Annotated in this window: 15 protein-coding genes and 1 pseudogene; 5 read left to right on the plus strand and 11 right to left on the minus strand. The window is 64.6% G+C overall.

The features are described from left to right. Window positions 1–226: 226 nt before the first annotated feature. The 7 genes from AC0L3S_RS37680 to fliI all read right to left on the minus strand — a co-directional run bounded on the left by AC0L3S_RS37680 (window position 227) and on the right by fliI (window position 7,751). The gene (locus AC0L3S_RS37680; RefSeq protein WP_473284924.1) at window positions 227–1,213 is read right to left on the minus strand and encodes an ABC transporter substrate-binding protein; all 987 of its coding nucleotides are present in this window, start codon (window positions 1,211–1,213) and stop codon (window positions 227–229) included. A gap of 165 nt (window positions 1,214–1,378) precedes the next feature. Beyond that, window positions 1,379–2,602 (minus strand): NAD(P)/FAD-dependent oxidoreductase, encoded by a 1,224-nt coding sequence (locus AC0L3S_RS37685; protein WP_473284926.1) that lies wholly within the window; start codon window positions 2,600–2,602, stop codon window positions 1,379–1,381. 142 nt (window positions 2,603–2,744) lie between these two features. Then, window positions 2,745–3,704 carry a helix-turn-helix transcriptional regulator gene (locus AC0L3S_RS37690; RefSeq protein ID WP_473284928.1) on the minus strand — a complete coding sequence of 320 codons (960 nt, stop codon included), beginning with the start codon at window positions 3,702–3,704 and terminating at the stop codon, window positions 2,745–2,747. 351 nt (window positions 3,705–4,055) lie between these two features. Beyond that, entirely contained in the window at window positions 4,056–5,108 is a 1,053-nt protein-coding gene (locus AC0L3S_RS37695; protein ID WP_473284930.1) for an anti-sigma factor, read from the minus strand. A 51-nt stretch (window positions 5,109–5,159) separates the two neighbouring features. Next, on the minus strand, window positions 5,160–5,705 hold the full coding sequence (locus AC0L3S_RS37700) for a sigma-70 family RNA polymerase sigma factor (protein ID WP_473263383.1): 546 nt from the start codon (window positions 5,703–5,705) through the stop codon (window positions 5,160–5,162). A gap of 179 nt (window positions 5,706–5,884) precedes the next feature. Further along, on the minus strand, window positions 5,885–6,304 hold the full coding sequence (fliJ, locus tag AC0L3S_RS37705) for a flagellar export protein FliJ (protein ID WP_007606301.1): 420 nt from the start codon (window positions 6,302–6,304) through the stop codon (window positions 5,885–5,887). Between the two features lie 121 nt (window positions 6,305–6,425). Further along, window positions 6,426–7,751 carry a flagellar protein export ATPase FliI gene (fliI, locus tag AC0L3S_RS37710; protein ID WP_473263384.1) on the minus strand — a complete coding sequence of 442 codons (1,326 nt, stop codon included), beginning with the start codon at window positions 7,749–7,751 and terminating at the stop codon, window positions 6,426–6,428. Window positions 7,752–8,166: 415 nt separating this feature from the next. Between fliI and ctrA the strand changes: the two genes are divergently transcribed. The 5 genes from ctrA to AC0L3S_RS37735 all read left to right on the plus strand — a co-directional run bounded on the left by ctrA (window position 8,167) and on the right by AC0L3S_RS37735 (window position 11,909). Further along, on the plus strand, window positions 8,167–8,868 hold the full coding sequence (gene ctrA / locus AC0L3S_RS37715) for a response regulator transcription factor CtrA (protein ID WP_007600544.1): 702 nt from the start codon (window positions 8,167–8,169) through the stop codon (window positions 8,866–8,868). A 167-nt stretch (window positions 8,869–9,035) separates the two neighbouring features. Next, a complete protein-coding gene (locus tag AC0L3S_RS37720; RefSeq protein WP_063993791.1) occupies window positions 9,036–9,440 on the plus strand; it encodes a DUF350 domain-containing protein in 405 nt (134 codons plus the stop codon). A 1-nt stretch (window position 9,441) separates the two neighbouring features. Then, entirely contained in the window at window positions 9,442–9,864 is a 423-nt protein-coding gene (locus AC0L3S_RS37725; protein ID WP_473263386.1) for a hypothetical protein, read from the plus strand. A gap of 3 nt (window positions 9,865–9,867) precedes the next feature. Continuing rightward, window positions 9,868–11,028 (plus strand): glutathionylspermidine synthase family protein, encoded by a 1,161-nt coding sequence (locus AC0L3S_RS37730; protein WP_473284932.1) that lies wholly within the window; start codon window positions 9,868–9,870, stop codon window positions 11,026–11,028. Window positions 11,029–11,270: 242 nt separating this feature from the next. Beyond that, window positions 11,271–11,909 (plus strand): response regulator transcription factor, encoded by a 639-nt coding sequence (locus tag AC0L3S_RS37735; protein WP_473284935.1) that lies wholly within the window; start codon window positions 11,271–11,273, stop codon window positions 11,907–11,909. Window positions 11,910–12,132: 223 nt separating this feature from the next. On the opposite strand, the gene AC0L3S_RS37740 is transcribed toward AC0L3S_RS37735, so the two are convergent. The 4 genes and pseudogenes from AC0L3S_RS37740 to AC0L3S_RS37755 all read right to left on the minus strand — a co-directional run. Further along, a complete protein-coding gene (locus tag AC0L3S_RS37740) occupies window positions 12,133–13,005 on the minus strand; it encodes a CheR family methyltransferase (protein ID WP_473284937.1) in 873 nt (290 codons plus the stop codon). Next, window positions 13,002–14,204 (minus strand): protein-glutamate methylesterase/protein-glutamine glutaminase, encoded by a 1,203-nt coding sequence (locus AC0L3S_RS37745; RefSeq protein WP_473284939.1) that lies wholly within the window; start codon window positions 14,202–14,204, stop codon window positions 13,002–13,004. The genes AC0L3S_RS37740 and AC0L3S_RS37745 overlap by 4 nt, the downstream gene beginning before the upstream one ends. A 75-nt stretch (window positions 14,205–14,279) precedes the next feature. After that, window positions 14,280–14,645 (minus strand): response regulator, encoded by a 366-nt coding sequence (locus AC0L3S_RS37750; protein ID WP_007600538.1) that lies wholly within the window; start codon window positions 14,643–14,645, stop codon window positions 14,280–14,282. Between the two features lie 71 nt (window positions 14,646–14,716). Beyond that, window positions 14,717–14,817, minus strand: a pseudogene (locus tag AC0L3S_RS37755) (chemotaxis protein CheW); the annotation flags it as partial.

The following is a 14,817-nucleotide window of genomic DNA, read 5'->3' on the forward strand; positions in this document are numbered from 1 at the left end:
CGCCGATGTGACCAACGTCCACCGCCGTCCGGCCCGCGTTCGTGACGATCGCGATACGCCCCTCTTCCTTGGGCCGGAGTGAGGCGGAATATACGCAATTCCGAATTTCGGTAAAGTGGAATATTTTGGGCGGTACGGGTTGACTGCCAGCTTGGGTGTTTTGCCCGGCGGGCAACGCTAGCGCTTGTATGAGGCTATCATGCCTTGGCAATGGACGGCCGTGCCTTCATGACTCGATCACCTCATCGGCCAACGCCACGAGGCGGTCCGGCGCCGTGACGCCCAGAGCCTTGGCCGTCTTGAGATTGAGGACGAGCACAAACTTGCTGGCCTGCTCGATCGGCAGGTTCGCAGGCTTTTCGCCGCCGAGGATCTTTGCGGCATAGATGCCGGCGCGGCGGAAGTCGTCGATCAGATCGGCCGAATAGGACATCAGAAGCCCGGCGCGGCCCCACTCCGGATAAGTGCCGACCGTCGGTTTTCCCGGCGCCATCACCAGGGGCAAGACGCGGCGCATGTTGTTGTAGAGCAGCGGCTCGCCGGACACATAGAGGGCATCAACGCCATCCCGGATGCTCGCCAAAACCGCGGCCTCGACGTCATCGAGCCCACGAACTTCATGTCGAACAACCGAAAAACCGAGTTGACCAGCGACGCTTTGCAATACGTTGAACTCGATTCCGGCTAGAAGAGACGACGAACCGATAAAACCGAGCGCCTTTAGGTCCGGCACCAGCTCCTTGAACAGGTTGAAGCGCTTGCCAGTAAGTGCCTGCTCGCCGCCAACCGCACTCATCACATTGCCGGTCGCATGGCCGCCCGGGTGCACATAGCTTTCGGCGAATCCTGCTTTGATGGGATCGGCGGCATAGGATGTGAAGACCAAGGGCAGGTCGGGCAGCATCTTGTGCGTGACCGGCGCGGCGGCAGCCGAAGCAATGATGACGCGCGGCTTGAGAGCAGCGAGTTCAAGCGCAAGGGCGGGCAACCGGTCGAAGACACCGTCCGCGTAGCGCCAAGCAAAGGTGAAGTTGATGCCCTCGGTAAGGCCAGCCTCCCGCATGCCCTGACGGATAGCCACAATCCGATCTTCAGCGTTTTTTGCAGGTCCCGGCACCAGCACGGCGACGATCGGCAAGTCCGGCTGGGCACGCGCCACAAGAGGGAAGGCTACCGTCGCGCCCAGTATGGCAAGAAGCTCCCGCCGCCGCATGTCCACCCCCGAGATGTAACGAGCACTCTATCGGCTTCGTGGAGGTCCTGACCAGGAGATTGCAGTGATGCCGTTCGCAACGGCCCAGCCGGCGTCGGGTCAAAGCCTCGGCGGGCATTGCCTTCCTTTGCTTCCTTTCGCCCGGCTCATGGGTGCAGGGCCAGCTCAAACACGCGGCGCCCCATATGTCGGCGGCGGAGCCTGCACGGTCGGCGCGGCCGCAGCGAACAGCTCGTCCTTGTTGCCCGACAGCGGCGGATAGATGCGCTTGCGGTTGATGGTCTGCTTGGTTGCCTTGGCGGCCGCGCCGGTGGCGCGGACTTCGCGGTCCCACCCTTCCGTATAGAGCGCGCCCCAGCCGCCGAGATCGAGCACGGTCACGTACCAGTCGATCCGGAGCGGCAGCATCGGCAGGCCCGCGAGATCGGCGACCACATTGTGGCCGGCGAAGCGGCCCATGGGACGCGCGAACTGGCAGGACATCACGGTCGGATGCAAGCCGTCGACCACGCTCGAGGCGACATCGCCGGCCGCGAACACGCCGCCGACATCCGCAACCCGCATCATGGGATCGACGAGCAGGCGCCCAAGACGATCGCGTGCGTCCGGGAAGCTCGCCGCCAAGGGGCTCGCGCGCATCCCGGCACACCAGATCACCGTCCGCGTCGGAATGAACTCGCCCGAACTCAGACGCAGGCCGGCGGCCTCGACGGAGACGACGCGGACGCCAAACCGTGTCTCGACGTCGAGCGAGGCCAATGCCGTATCGATGACGGGACGCGCATGTGCGCCGATCGTGGCGCCCACCGCAGGATTGGGATCGACCAGGATGATGCGGCGGCTGCCGGTGATGCCGGCGCGCGCCAGCTTGTCGGGCATCTCGGCCGCGACCTCGATGCCAGTGAAGCCGGCGCCGACCACGACGATCGTCGAGCGCCCCGGCGCGGGCACGCTGCGTCCGAGCGAATTGAGATGATCCTGGAGGTGGAGCGCCGCTGCATAGGTGTCGACGTCGAAAGCATGCTCGGCAAGGCCGGGAATGTCGGGACGCATCACTTCGCTGCCGAGCGCCAGCACCAGCCGGTCATAAGTCAGCGTCTCGTCGCCGCCACACGTCACCAGCGAAATCTCACGTCGTGCCGGATCGATGGCTTCGACCTCGCCGATCCCGTGACTGACGCCGATCGGATCGAGCAGTTGCGCCAGCGGAAGCGCGACCTCGCTGAGATCGGCCTCGTAATTGCGCACGCGGATGTTGTGATAGGGATTGCGGTCGACGACGCGGATCTCGATGTCGCCGCCAGCGCCGATCTCGTCGCGCTTGCGCGCGGCACCGATGGCCGCCCACAGGCCTGCAAACCCGGCGCCGAGCACGACGATACGCGCCATGTCCGTTGACTACATTTCCCAAGAGGGCGACGACGAAGCGACGAACGATCAAGCCGTCTGACCGCGCAGACAGCTATAGCTCATCCGGCCGGGCGGACCAACTGCCGTGGTACCGGCGCGCCGCACCAATTGTCGGCTCGGCTCAGGCCTCGCGCAGTTCCGACGGCGTCGCGGCAAAGCGCTTGCGGAAGGCGCGGTTGAAATAGGACAGATCGGAGAAGCCCGACGAATGCGCGATGTCGCTGATCTTGCGGGTGCTGGCACGGGGATCGCTGAGCAGCTTGCGCGCGTGCAGCAGGCGCTGCTCCAGCACGAATTCGGTGAAGGTCGTTCCGGCCTGCTCGAACAGGCGCTGTGCCTGGCGCGGGCTCAGGCCCGAGCGCGTGGCAATCTCGGACAGGCAGAGATCGTTGCGGCCAAGCGCAGCCATCACGTCGGCGCGCATGAGATCGAGACGGGCCGCCGCATGACCTCGCCCGCGCGCGAGACTCGCATGCTCGGCGTCGGTGCCGAGCAGGAGGCCGACAAGATCGACCATGTGCTGCGCGGTGAGGCGCTGGCCGACGGCGTCGAGATGCGGCGCGTGATGGGCGGCAAGGGAGTGGTAGCGGAAGATCGTCTCGGCGACCGCGCCGTCCGAGAGCACTTGCGACAGCTTGTCCTCGGCGCGCGGATTGATCTCGAGCAGTGCGCGGCGCGGCATGCGGATGGTGGTGAAGCGATCTTCGTCGGTGTGGCCGACGGTGCCGGTGATGCTCATGTCGACGAGCACCATCTGCGCCGGCGCAAGCTCCACGGCATGGCCGTTCTGCCCGACGCGGACGAGACCCGCATGCGCCGCGATCAGGACGAGATCGTCGCTGCCGTCGGCAAGGTGGCTCTGGGTGCGTGAATATTGCGCGGAGGCGCCTTCGGGAATGGCGAGCGCGATATTGTCGACCACGCTGACCTGGAGCCGGCAATCGATGCTGTCGCCCCGGCTCGGCCCGATATCCAGGCCGCAGGCCCCGAAAGTCCGCTCTCGCCAATGTTCGAAGGCCGGGCCGTGTGGCAGCCCCGCATATTGGTGAATGAAGATGCCCGACGTTTTCGCTGCATCCATCTGATTTCTCGCCCCTCTCCGGCACCATGATTGGGGGCGCCGACTGCAAATTCCGGGCATTTGACGCCGCGACCAGCGGAGAGGTTCAAATCGGGGGCGGATTCGGCTGGATTTGTCGGAAGACGACGGCAGGACGGACCGTGGCGACGGAAATTGATCAGCATTGCCACGACGATGTTGAAGCGTCCAATGCCCCCCGATGTCGTCCTGGACAAGCGAGCAGAGCGAGCGCCGATCCAGGACCCATTACCCCGAGATTGAGTGGTTGCTCACCCGTGTGGCCACCGCTCACTCTCGCAACAAGCTCTTGGGGTAATGGGTCCTGGCTTTCGCCAGGACGACAATGGAAACCTACTTCTTGGCGGGCGCCTGCGGCTGCGCGGGCGGCACGGTTTCGATCAGCTTGCCGGAAAACACCGGCGCCGAGGTCGGCTGGCCGTTCGGCGAGCCGCCCGCCTGCTCGACGGTGACGGCGTAGGTTGCGCCGTTGACGACGTCGGGATCGTACGAACCGAGCACCGGTCGTGCGGTGAAATCTCCGGCGCCGATCACGCCCAGCGAGCGCGGGCGCGGCAGCTTGTCCGAGATCAGCCAGAGCTCGAAACTCTTGCCGGGCTCCGGTGCGGCGCCGACCTTGCGCACGGTAAAATTCTTGGTCGCACCGTCGATGGTGAGGATAAAGGCGGGACCTCCGCCCTGGCCCTGCAACAGCGCGACATATTGCGACGACGGGAGCGGCGCCGGTGTCTTTACCTCGACGGTCTGGATGCGTGGCGCCGGTCGCAAGCCGCCCGGCAGCGCCTCGGGCTTGAAGATCTGAAGCGACAGCGTCACGAGCAGCGCGGCCGCGAGCGCACCGACGGCGGATGCGATGGTGCGCCAGCGCTTCACGCGGCCCTCGAGCCGGATCACGTTGCTGTTGTCGGCGACCGGCGGCGGCGGCGCACGCACGACCTCCGGGTCTGGCGCGTGGACCTGCGGCATGAAGATCGGCGCGACGTCGGGAAGCGCATCGGGCGCCGGTGGCGTCGTTTCGGGCTGCTCCGCTTCGGGAGGCTGCGGTACCGGTTGCTGCATATTCTCCGACGCCACCGGCGGAGGCACGGTGTCGGGCGAGGAAAACTCCGGCACGGGTGGCGGCGCTGCGTCCCGCAGCGCTGGCGGATCCTGCGCAAAGCCCGTCCGCGCGAGCTCGGACCTGATGTTCTCCCACACGATCGGACGCGGCTCGATCGAGCCGACCATCTGGTTGAGGACGCCGAGCCGGAATGCCCACGCCTGCACGACGTCGGCGAACGCCTTGTCCACCGCCATCATGGTCTCGACCTGCGCGCGCTCGCCGGCGTCGAGCGTACCGAGCGCATATTCCGCGGCGAGCGCGATATGGTCCTCCGTATAGGCCATCACTTGCGGTCCAGATCCACCATCACCGTACGAGCTCTCATAGCCCGAATCTCAAAGGCCGAGACATTCGCGAATATCCATCATGCTGCGCCGAAGCCACGTCTTCACGGTGTTGACGGGCGCCGCGAATTTCTCCGCCAATTGCTCGCGGCTCCAGCCGTTGTAATAGGCGAGAAGCACGAGTCTCTGACGGTCCGGCTCGAGCCGGCCGATGCATTCGAGGAGCCGCTTCAATTCCTCGGTCATCTCCCGCCGCGCCAGCGGATCGGGGCTGTCGCTTGCGACTTCCATCGCCTGCGGCTCTTCCTCGATGGAGACTTCCGTCTTCTTGCGGACGACATCGATGGCGCGGTTGCGCGCAATCGACGCCATCCATGTGATCGGCGACGCGAGAGCGGGATTGAACTGGCCGGCGCTGTTCCAGACCTTGACGTAGGTCTCCTGAATGACCTCCTCTGCGAGATCCTGTCGGCGCAAGATACGGAGCACGACGCCATAGAGTTTCGCGCGCGTGGCGACGTAGAGGCGCTCGAACGCGGCCTGATCGCCCTGCGCTACCGCCCCAATCAGCCCGACCAGCTCTGCTGGCGTCAGCATTCAGCCCCCCGATGTGCGGCCCGTCGCGTTCCGCGCAGGCCCTGGCACCCCGCCACCATAGCGCGCGGCAAAGCCGACCACCAAGGGGGCGCGGCGCCCCTCTGTGGACAGGACATGCGAAAACCCGGACCTTTGGGGTCCGGGTTCTGCAAATTCTCTCAAGTCTGGCGGCTAGCGTCTCAGGCGACGGCGCCCATGCGGGCCCGCATCAGGCCGATGCTGTCGAGATCGGCCTGCTCGCGGGCGTTTTCCTCGGCGCGTTCGCGGGCCTGATCGCGCTCGTCGAGGAGCTCGACCTTCTTCAGCTCCTCGAAGGCTTCGGCCAGCGCGGCCTTGGCTTCGTCGAGCTGGCCCTTCAGCTCGTCGGCCGAGCGGGTCAGGTTCTCACGACGCTGGATGGCAGCCTTGGCATAGGTCGGATAGGCGAAGTGCGAGGGATCGTTGATCCCGGCGCGCTCCTGCTCGGTCGAGATCTCGCGTTCAAGATCGGTCGACATCCGCTGGAAGTCGGCGATCATGGTCTCGATCTGGGTGACCCGGCGGCGCTTCTCGTCGACCTGAAACTTCTTCAGGCGGATGAGGGTATCACGTGACTTCATCGACTCGTACTCCCCAGAAGTCCCTTGGCTGCACGTGGGACAACACCGGTCTCCCCACAGGCCCGACAGGGGCCAAGACCGGCTCTGCTACTCTGTGGGATGGGATGATGACGGGACAAAGTTAGCGTTCCGTTTCCAAATCACCGAGGATTTGCGCCAACTGGCGGTAGCCGTCCGCCAACGATGCATTTTCGTCCTTGCGCTGGCGCAGGAAGGCCTCCAGCGGCTCGTGCAGGCGGATCGCCTCGTCGACCTCGGGGCTGGAGCCGGCGCGGTAGGCGCCCAGACGGATCAATTCCTCCATGTCGGCATAGGTCGCCATCACCGCCCGCGCCTTCTGGATGGTCGGCCAGAACTGCGGGTCGGCCGATTTCGGCATGGTGCGGGAGACGGATTTGAGGATGTTGATGGCCGGGTAGCGGCCGCGCTCGGCGATCGAGCGCTGCATCACGATGTGGCCGTCGAGGATGCCGCGAACGGCATCCGCGATCGGCTCGTTATGGTCGTCGCCATCGACCAGCACCGTGAAGATCGCGGTGATGGCGCCCTCGCCCAAGCCCGGACCGGCGCGCTCCAGAAGCTTCGGCAGCTCGGTGAACACGGTTGGCGTGTAGCCCTTGGCGGTCGGCGGCTCGCCCGCGGACAGGCCGATCTCGCGCTGGGCCATGGCAAAGCGCGTCACCGAATCCATCAGGCAAAGGACGTCCTGCTCCTCGTCGCGAAAATATTCGGCGATCGCGAGTGTCAGATACGCGGCCTGGCGGCGCATCAGCGCCGGCTCGTCGGAGGTCGCGACCACGACGACGGAACGCGCCAGGCCCTCCTCGCCGAGGTCGTCCTGCAGGAACTCCTGCACCTCGCGGCCGCGTTCGCCGATCAGCCCGATGACGCTGACGGCGGCATCGACGTTGCGCGCCAGCATCGACAGCAGCACCGACTTGCCGACGCCGGAGCCTGCGAAGATGCCCATGCGCTGGCCGCGGCAGCAGGTCAGGAACGTGTTCATCGCGCGCACGCCGAGATCGAGCGCCGCGCCGACGCGCTTGCGCGAGTGCGCCGGCGGCGGCGAATTGCGGTACGGCATCGGCGCCGGACCCTGAGGCAGCGGCCCCTTGCCGTCGATCGGCTCACCCAGCGCATTGACGACGCGGCCGAGCCAGGCCGCGCAAGGCCGCACCTGATTTGCCGCATTGGCGATGACGGCCTTGCAGCCGCGCCGCACGCCGTCGAGGCCGGCGAACGGCATCACGACGGCATTGTTGCCGGAGAAGCCGATCACCTCGCAGGGGATGGAACGGTTGCCGCCGGTCTCGATCACGAGCCGCGCGCCCACCGACATCGCATGGATCGGGCCGGCCACCTCGACCATCAGGCCGCGCACGCCGACCACACGGCCGTAAATATTGATGCCGTCAATGTCGCCGATCTGTTCGGCAAGAGCCTTCACGAGAGGGCCTTCATGAGGTGATCGCCTTCATAATCGCGGGCTTCGTGGCGAGAACCTTAAGTTTCGCCATATTTCTGAACGGCGCTTAACTTCGTGTTTACCCGCATCGTTAATCATTGCGTCACTGTCTTTGTGACTGAGCGTGGCTCCCCTTCAGAAGAAGGCTGAGTCGCGGGAGTCGGTTAGGCCCGTCTCTTAAAGTGGAACTTGAACGCAACCGGATAACGAAAGCTGCTTCGCACACAAGACCTTAGGGCGATTCGACGAAAATTGCATCTCCAGGGCTTGCGTTCCAGAATCAGAATTTGTTAACCATCTGTTGTCAGGATCCGAATCAGTTGTTCAAAGGCGTTTTGTTGTGTGCCGCGAATGCGGCCGACCTGACGCCCAGGAGCGGCGACTATGGGGAACTGGCATGCGCGTTTTGCTGATTGAAGATGACAGCGCCGTCGCGCAGTCGATCGAGCTGATGTTGAAGTCTGAGAGCTTCAACGTTTACACGACCGATTTGGGGGAAGAAGGCGTCGATCTCGGTAAATTATACGATTACGACATTATCCTTCTCGACCTCAACCTGCCCGACATGTCCGGCTACGACGTGCTCAAGCAGCTCCGGGTCTCCAAGATCAAGACACCCATTCTGATCCTCTCCGGCCTCGCCGGCATCGAGGACAAGGTCAAGGGTCTCGGCGTCGGCGCCGACGACTACATGACCAAGCCCTTCCACAAGGACGAGCTGGTTGCCCGCATCCACGCGATCGTGCGCCGCTCCAAGGGCCATGCCCAGTCGGTGATCCAGACCGGCGACCTCGTCGTCAACCTCGACACCAAGACGGTGGAAGTCGGCGGCCAGCGCGTGCATCTGACCGGCAAGGAATACCAGATGCTGGAGCTGCTCTCGCTCCGCAAGGGCACGACCCTGACCAAGGAAATGTTCCTCAACCACCTCTATGGCGGCATGGACGAACCCGAGCTGAAGATCATCGACGTCTTCATCTGCAAGCTCCGCAAGAAGCTCGCGAATGCCTCGGAAGGCCGCAACTTCATCGAGACCGTGTGGGGCCGCGGCTACGTGCTGCGCGAGCCGCACGAGGTCGAAGAGCGCATTCCCGCCTGATCAGTTTACTGCGCAAGCCCTTCGGGCTTGCTCCTCCCAGCCTGGACCCCGCCGCAAATGGCGGGGTTTTGTTTTTTGGGGATGCGAACGCGGCCTCGATCGTGCTGCCACCGTTGAACCGCTATCCTTCCCTCGCCGACGAATGATCGCTGCACGATGGGGGAACGATGATCCTGCAATCACTGGCCGGCCTGCCCGCCTTCCTGGTCTATTTCTGCACCGGGCTGATCGCGATCGTGACGTACCTGTTCGTCTACACCCGCATCACGCCCTACAACGAATTCCAGCTGATCCGCGACAACGAGCCGGCCGCGGCGATCGCACTCGGCCTCAGCCTGCTGGGCTTCGTCGCGCCGCTGGTCAGCGCGATCGCGCATTCGGCCAATGTGCTGGACTGCCTGATCTGGGCGGTCATTGCCCTGATCGTGCAGATCATCGTGCTCTTTCTCGTCAGGGTGCCGGTGCCGAACCTCCCGGCCCGGATCGCGGCCGGCGAGTTGGCGCCCGCGATCTGGCTCGGGCTGTCCTCGTTCGCCGCGGGCCTGCTCAACGCCGCCTGCATGATCTACTGACATGGCCGACAAACCCTCCAAAAAGGAGTTCGGCAAACGTCGGCCGGCGGCCGGACCGCCGCCTGCGCAACTGCTGCCGAAGCGCTCAGGCCGTGTCGCGCTGCTGGTGATGGGCACGATCGCGGTCGGCACCACCGCCTACACGCTGATGCCGCGGCAGACTTGCGAGCCCTCTGCTGCCGGGGCGATCGTCCCCGGGGCGACGGTCCCCGGAGCCGCGCCGGTGCAGGCGAGCACCGCCTGCAGCAGCAGAAGCAGTTCGTCTGGCGGCGGCGGCAGCTCGCGCTGGTCGTCGCGATCGAGCTTCTTCAGCAGCGACTCCTCGAGCCATTCCTCGTCCGGAACGTCGTCCGATTCAGGCTCCGGCGGCGTGAGCCGCGGCGGATTCGGCTCGTTTGGCCATGGCTTCTCTGGCGGCGGCTGACCCATGCAACGCATCGTCTGCCCCGAGCGCGACGACTGGCGGCAGACCGCCGAACAATGCGGCTTTGCCTTCCACACTATCGACGGCGAGCGCTATTGGGACGAGCGGGCCTACTACGCCTTCACGCTCGACGAGATCGAGCGCGGCATCGAGACGCCGACCGGCGAGATCGACGCGATGTGCCTGGAGCTTGCCGGCCGCGTGATCGGCGACGAGCGCCATCTGCAGCGCTTGAAGATACCCGACGCGTTCTGGAGCTTGATCGCCGAGAGCTGGACACGCGACGACCGCAGCCTCTATGGCCGGCTCGATCTCAAATTCGACGGCAAGGGACCGGCAAAGCTGCTCGAATACAACGCGGATACGCCGACCTCGATCTTCGAAGCCGCGGTGTTTCAATGGACTTGGCTCGAACAGGCGATCGAACGGCGCATCATCCCGTCGCGGGCCGACCAGTTCAATTCCATCCACGAACGGCTGATCGAAGCATGGAAGCACATTGCCGCGGGGCGCCACGTCCATCTCACCGGCACGACGGGCAATGAGGAGGACGCCGGCACGCTCGCTTATCTCGAAGACACCGCGCGCCAGGCGGGACTGACGACCACGCTGCTCGATGTCGAGGCGATCGGCTGGCGCGATGATACCGACGGCTTCGTCGATCTCGACGACCGCGACATCGCGCTCGCCTTCAAGCTCTATCCCTGGGAATGGATGTTCCACGACAGCTTCGGCGCAAAGCTCAAGGACGCACAGACACGCTGGATCGAACCGCCGTGGAAGTCTGTGCTCTCCAACAAGGGCATCCTGCCGCTGCTCTGGGAGATGTTTCCGAACCATCCCAATCTGCTGCCGGCTTTTTTCGAGGACGATCCGCGGGCGGCCGAGCTCGGCAGCTCCTATGTGCGCAAGCCGCTGCTGTCGCGCGAAGGCGCCAATGTCACGCTGGTATCAGGCGGAATGCCGCTCGACGAGCAGGCAGGCCCCTACGGCGCCGAAGGATTCGTGCGGCAGGCGCTCGCGCCGCTGCCGAACTTCTCAGGCTTCTATCCGGTGGTGGGAAGCTGGCTGGTCGATCACCAACCCTGCGGCCTGTCGATCCGCGAGGACGAGAGCCCGATCACCGGCAACGGCTCGCGGTTTCTGCCGCATGCGATTTTGTGAGGGATACCCAACTTCCCTTCTGGGAGAAGGTCGCCGCGTAGCGCCGGATGACGGGTTCTATTCGCGAGTTCAAAGCATCAGTTGGATTCGCGGCTCGCGCATCGACAAAGGCCGGCACGGCGTGGCACAAAGTGCATAGAGACTTTTCGCTGCGACAGATCAGCTATGTCTTAAAAGGGTGCATTAAGACACTTATGCACCCTGAATAGCGCGGTAGCCTCTCTGAAATGGAGAGGGGACCGGTGCCGGGGCTCGTGCATATTGTTGACGACGACCTGTCTTTCCTGACGGCCATGGAGCGTCATTTAAGGCACGCCGGTTACGAGGTCGCCGTCTATACCTCGGCGCAGGCATTGCTGGACCGACTGCCGAGCGACAGCATTCCGAGTTGCATCCTTCTCGATGTGCAAATCCCCGACTTGGACGGCCCTGCCCTCCAAAAACAATTGGGCGAACTCGGCTCGACATTGCCGATCATATTTCTCTCCGGCTATCGCGACATTCCGATCACTGTGCGGACCATAAAAGCGGGTGCGCAGGATTTTCTGAGCAAGCCGGTAAGCTCAGAAGACCTTCTTCGCGCAATCGCCGGGGCCTTGGCACACCATCGATCGTCACGAGACCTACAGAACATGCTGAACATGGCTCGTGCTCGTCTCGCTAAATTGACGCCGCGCGAGCGACAGGTCTTCGACCTCGTCGTTCGGGGCAAAATCAACAAGCAGATCGCACACACGCTCGGAACGACCGAGCGTACGATCAAAGCTCACCGCCACGGCTTGATGGAGAAAATGCAGGTTCGGTCATTGGCCGAACTGGTCTCTCTTGCCGAGCGGATCGGCGTGTTGGACGGCGCATCCGACGAGAGAGGGACGGCCTGACAACTCCACCAGTTTCCAGGTACCTGCCGCTCCGTTGATCTACGTCAACGGCGTTGAGCTTTCGTCTTTCGTCTCTCCGACAGCAGACGACGTCACATCGTCCACCACACGGCGACAGGCACCGCGCGGGCCGACGTCTATCGGCCTAGCATCGGTCCGTTAAAGCAAAGCAGCTTCGAACGCGCGGCAACATCACGGCGCCGATAGGCGCGGGCCACGCGTCTCACCGCGCCGCTGCCACCTTCAACGACGGCGGCATCAATCCGCCCATCGGGCGGCCGGAGCGCGTCGGGTTGAGCTGATAGAGACCACGACGTTCGACGATCGGGCGGAACGCGTCGGTGATGCCGACGACGGATTCGGCGGCGCCCAACAGCAGCGTGCCGTCGGCTTCCAAAATCTTCGCCATGCGCTCGAAGATCACAGCCTTGGTGTCCTGGTCGAAATAGATCAGCACATTGCGGCAGAAGATCACGTCGAACGTGCCGAGATGGGAGAAGTCCTGCAACAGATTGAGCTGGCGAAACTGCACCATGGCGCGGATGTCGGCATTGAGCTGCCAGACCTCGCCCGCTTGCGTGAAGTATTTCATCAGGTGCTGGATCGGCAGGCCGCGCTGCACCTCGAACTGGCTGTAGACGCCGGCCTTGGATTTCTCCAGCACCTCCTGCGACAGATCGGTGGCGACGATCTCGATGCGCCAACCGGCGAAGGCTGCGCCCATCTCCTTCACGCACATCGCGATCGAATAGGGCTCCTGTCCCGTCGACGACGCCGCCGACCAGATGCGCAGCGACTTGCGCGCCGCACGCGCCCGAAGCAGCCCCGGCAGGATCGTTTCGCGCAAATGATCGAACGGGATCTTGTCGCGGTAGAAGAAGGTCTCGTTGGTGGTCATCGCTTCGACCACGTCGCTTGCAAGCCGCCCGTCGCCGTTCCTGATCTTCAGCACGAGATCGGGAATCCCGGCGAGGCTCGCCTTGCGGGCCAGCGGCAGGAGCCGGCTCTCGACCAGGTACTGCTTGTCCGGGGAGAGATCGAGGCCGGAGCGCTCTTTCAGGAACTTGCGCAGATAGTCGTAGTCAGCCGGCGTCACGAGCGGTCTCCCGCGAACAGGCGATTGACCCGGGCGCCGATCTGGTTGAGCGGCAGGATCGCTGCGCAGATGCCGGCATTGGCCGCCGCGCCCGGCATGCCCCAGACCACGCTGGAGGCTTCGTCCTGCGCGATCACGCTGCCGCCGGCGGCGACGATGTCCTTGCCGCCGCGCATGCCATCCGAGCCCATGCCCGTCAGGATCACGGAGAGGATGGCGCCATGCCAGATGTCGATGGCGGAGGTGAACAGCGGATCAACCGCGGGCTTGCAGAAATTGACGGCGGGACCGTCGTCGAGCGCGATCGCCACGTCGGCGCCGCTGCGCACGACACGCATGTGCTTGCCGCCCGGCGCAAGATAGATGCGGCCCGGCCTCACCGGCTCGCCATCGACGGCCTCGGCCGCCGGCTTGCGGCTCGTGCGTGCCAGATGCTCGGCGAGAATGGTGGTGAAAGTCGGCGGCATGTGCTGGGTGATCAGCACCGGGACGCGGTCGATCACGGGGCCGAGCTCGGCGACGAGCGCCATCAGCGCCTGAGGACCGCCGGTCGAAGAGCCGATCAGCAGCACCTTCGGTGCCTGGGTCGAGAACGGACGTATGGATAGCACCGAGGACGAAGACGGCGCATGCACGGCCGGAGCCGCCGCGGCCGCGGCAGGCCGCGCGACAAGCGGTCCACGTGCAGCCGGAGCCGGGCTTGCGGGCGCCAGCGGCGGGCTCGCAACCGCGGGCTTGCGGCGCAGCCGTGCGCCGAGGTGGCGGATTTTCTGGATCAGGTCGTGATGAAAGATGTCCGCAGCCGACGCCTCGCGCGTCGATTCCGGCTTCGGAATGTAGTCGGCCGCGCCGAGCGACAGCGCCTTGAAGCTGATCTCCGCGTTACGGCGGGTCAGCGTCGAAGCCATGATGATGACGAGATCGCGCTTCTTCGCCAGGAGTTGCGGCAGCGCCGAGATGCCGTCGAGCTCGGGCATTTCGATGTCGAGCACGGCAACGTCGGGGTTGATGCGTTCGATCTGGTTGACCGCCTCGAGCCCGGTGCGCAGCGAGGCCGCGACCTCCATGTCATGCTCGGCACCGACCCAGCGCGAGATCAGACCGCGAATGACGACGGAGTCATCGACGATCATCACCCGCAACGGTCCGGCTTCCCGCGACGAGCCCGGGGTCGAATTACCTGCGAACGCAACACTCATTTACTCACCAACTCAGACTGAAACGGTCAGTTGAAAACAAACGCCGAAGGAGCCGTTCAGCCTCCGGGCGGTCGCTCAGATAAGGCCGACTTCCTGGAATTTCGCCGTCACGATGTCCTTGTCGAAGGGCTTCATGATGTACTCGTTGGCGCCGGCGTGCAGCGCGCGCGCGATATGCGCGACGTCGTTCTCGGTGGTGCAAAACACCACCTTGGGCTGGTCTCCGCCGGGCATGCGCCGGAGATGGCCGAGGAACTCGTAGCCGTCCATCACCGGCATGTTCCAGTCCAGCAGGACCGCATCGGGCAAGCCGCGCTTGCAGGCCTCCAGCGCCTTCTCACCGTCCTCGGCTTCGAGGATCTGGAAGTCGAGGCCCTCCAGGATCCGGCGCGCAACCTTGCGGATGACGCTGGAATCATCAACGACGAGACAAGTTCGCATGTGAACCTCTGCTTCTCCCCCGTTTTCGGGGGCGCTTCCAATTGCAGGTACGTCGGCGATGCGCCGGCGTATCAGGCCGCCATCATCTCGGGCGCGAGCTCGAGGACGCGATCGACGTCGAGGACGACCATGAGCTGGCCGTCGAGACGGTGGACACCGCCGGCGAGCTTGG

This window comes from Bradyrhizobium sp. Ken01 (assembly GCF_055807355.1).

Excerpts from the sequence above, each read along its gene's own strand:
- AC0L3S_RS37745 (WP_473284939.1), bottom strand. The coding sequence starts at position 14,204 with ATGAGTGTTGCGTTCGCAGGTAATTCGACCCCGGGCTCGTCGCGGGAA.
- AC0L3S_RS37695 (WP_473284930.1), bottom strand. The coding sequence starts at position 5,108 with ATGGCCTATACGGAGGACCATATCGCGCTCGCCGCGGAATATGCGCTC.
- fliJ (WP_007606301.1), bottom strand. The coding sequence starts at position 6,304 with ATGAAGTCACGTGATACCCTCATCCGCCTGAAGAAGTTTCAGGTCGAC.
- AC0L3S_RS37680 (WP_473284924.1), bottom strand. The coding sequence starts at position 1,213 with ATGCGGCGGCGGGAGCTTCTTGCCATACTGGGCGCGACGGTAGCCTTC.
- AC0L3S_RS37690 (WP_473284928.1), bottom strand. The coding sequence starts at position 3,704 with ATGGATGCAGCGAAAACGTCGGGCATCTTCATTCACCAATATGCGGGG.
- AC0L3S_RS37720 (WP_063993791.1), top strand. The coding sequence starts at position 9,036 with ATGATCCTGCAATCACTGGCCGGCCTGCCCGCCTTCCTGGTCTATTTC.
- AC0L3S_RS37725 (WP_473263386.1), top strand. The coding sequence starts at position 9,442 with ATGGCCGACAAACCCTCCAAAAAGGAGTTCGGCAAACGTCGGCCGGCG.
- ctrA (WP_007600544.1), top strand. The coding sequence starts at position 8,167 with ATGCGCGTTTTGCTGATTGAAGATGACAGCGCCGTCGCGCAGTCGATC.
- AC0L3S_RS37750 (WP_007600538.1), bottom strand. The coding sequence starts at position 14,645 with ATGCGAACTTGTCTCGTCGTTGATGATTCCAGCGTCATCCGCAAGGTT.
- AC0L3S_RS37730 (WP_473284932.1), top strand. The coding sequence starts at position 9,868 with ATGCAACGCATCGTCTGCCCCGAGCGCGACGACTGGCGGCAGACCGCC.
- AC0L3S_RS37685 (WP_473284926.1), bottom strand. The coding sequence starts at position 2,602 with ATGGCGCGTATCGTCGTGCTCGGCGCCGGGTTTGCAGGCCTGTGGGCG.
- AC0L3S_RS37700 (WP_473263383.1), bottom strand. The coding sequence starts at position 5,705 with ATGCTGACGCCAGCAGAGCTGGTCGGGCTGATTGGGGCGGTAGCGCAG.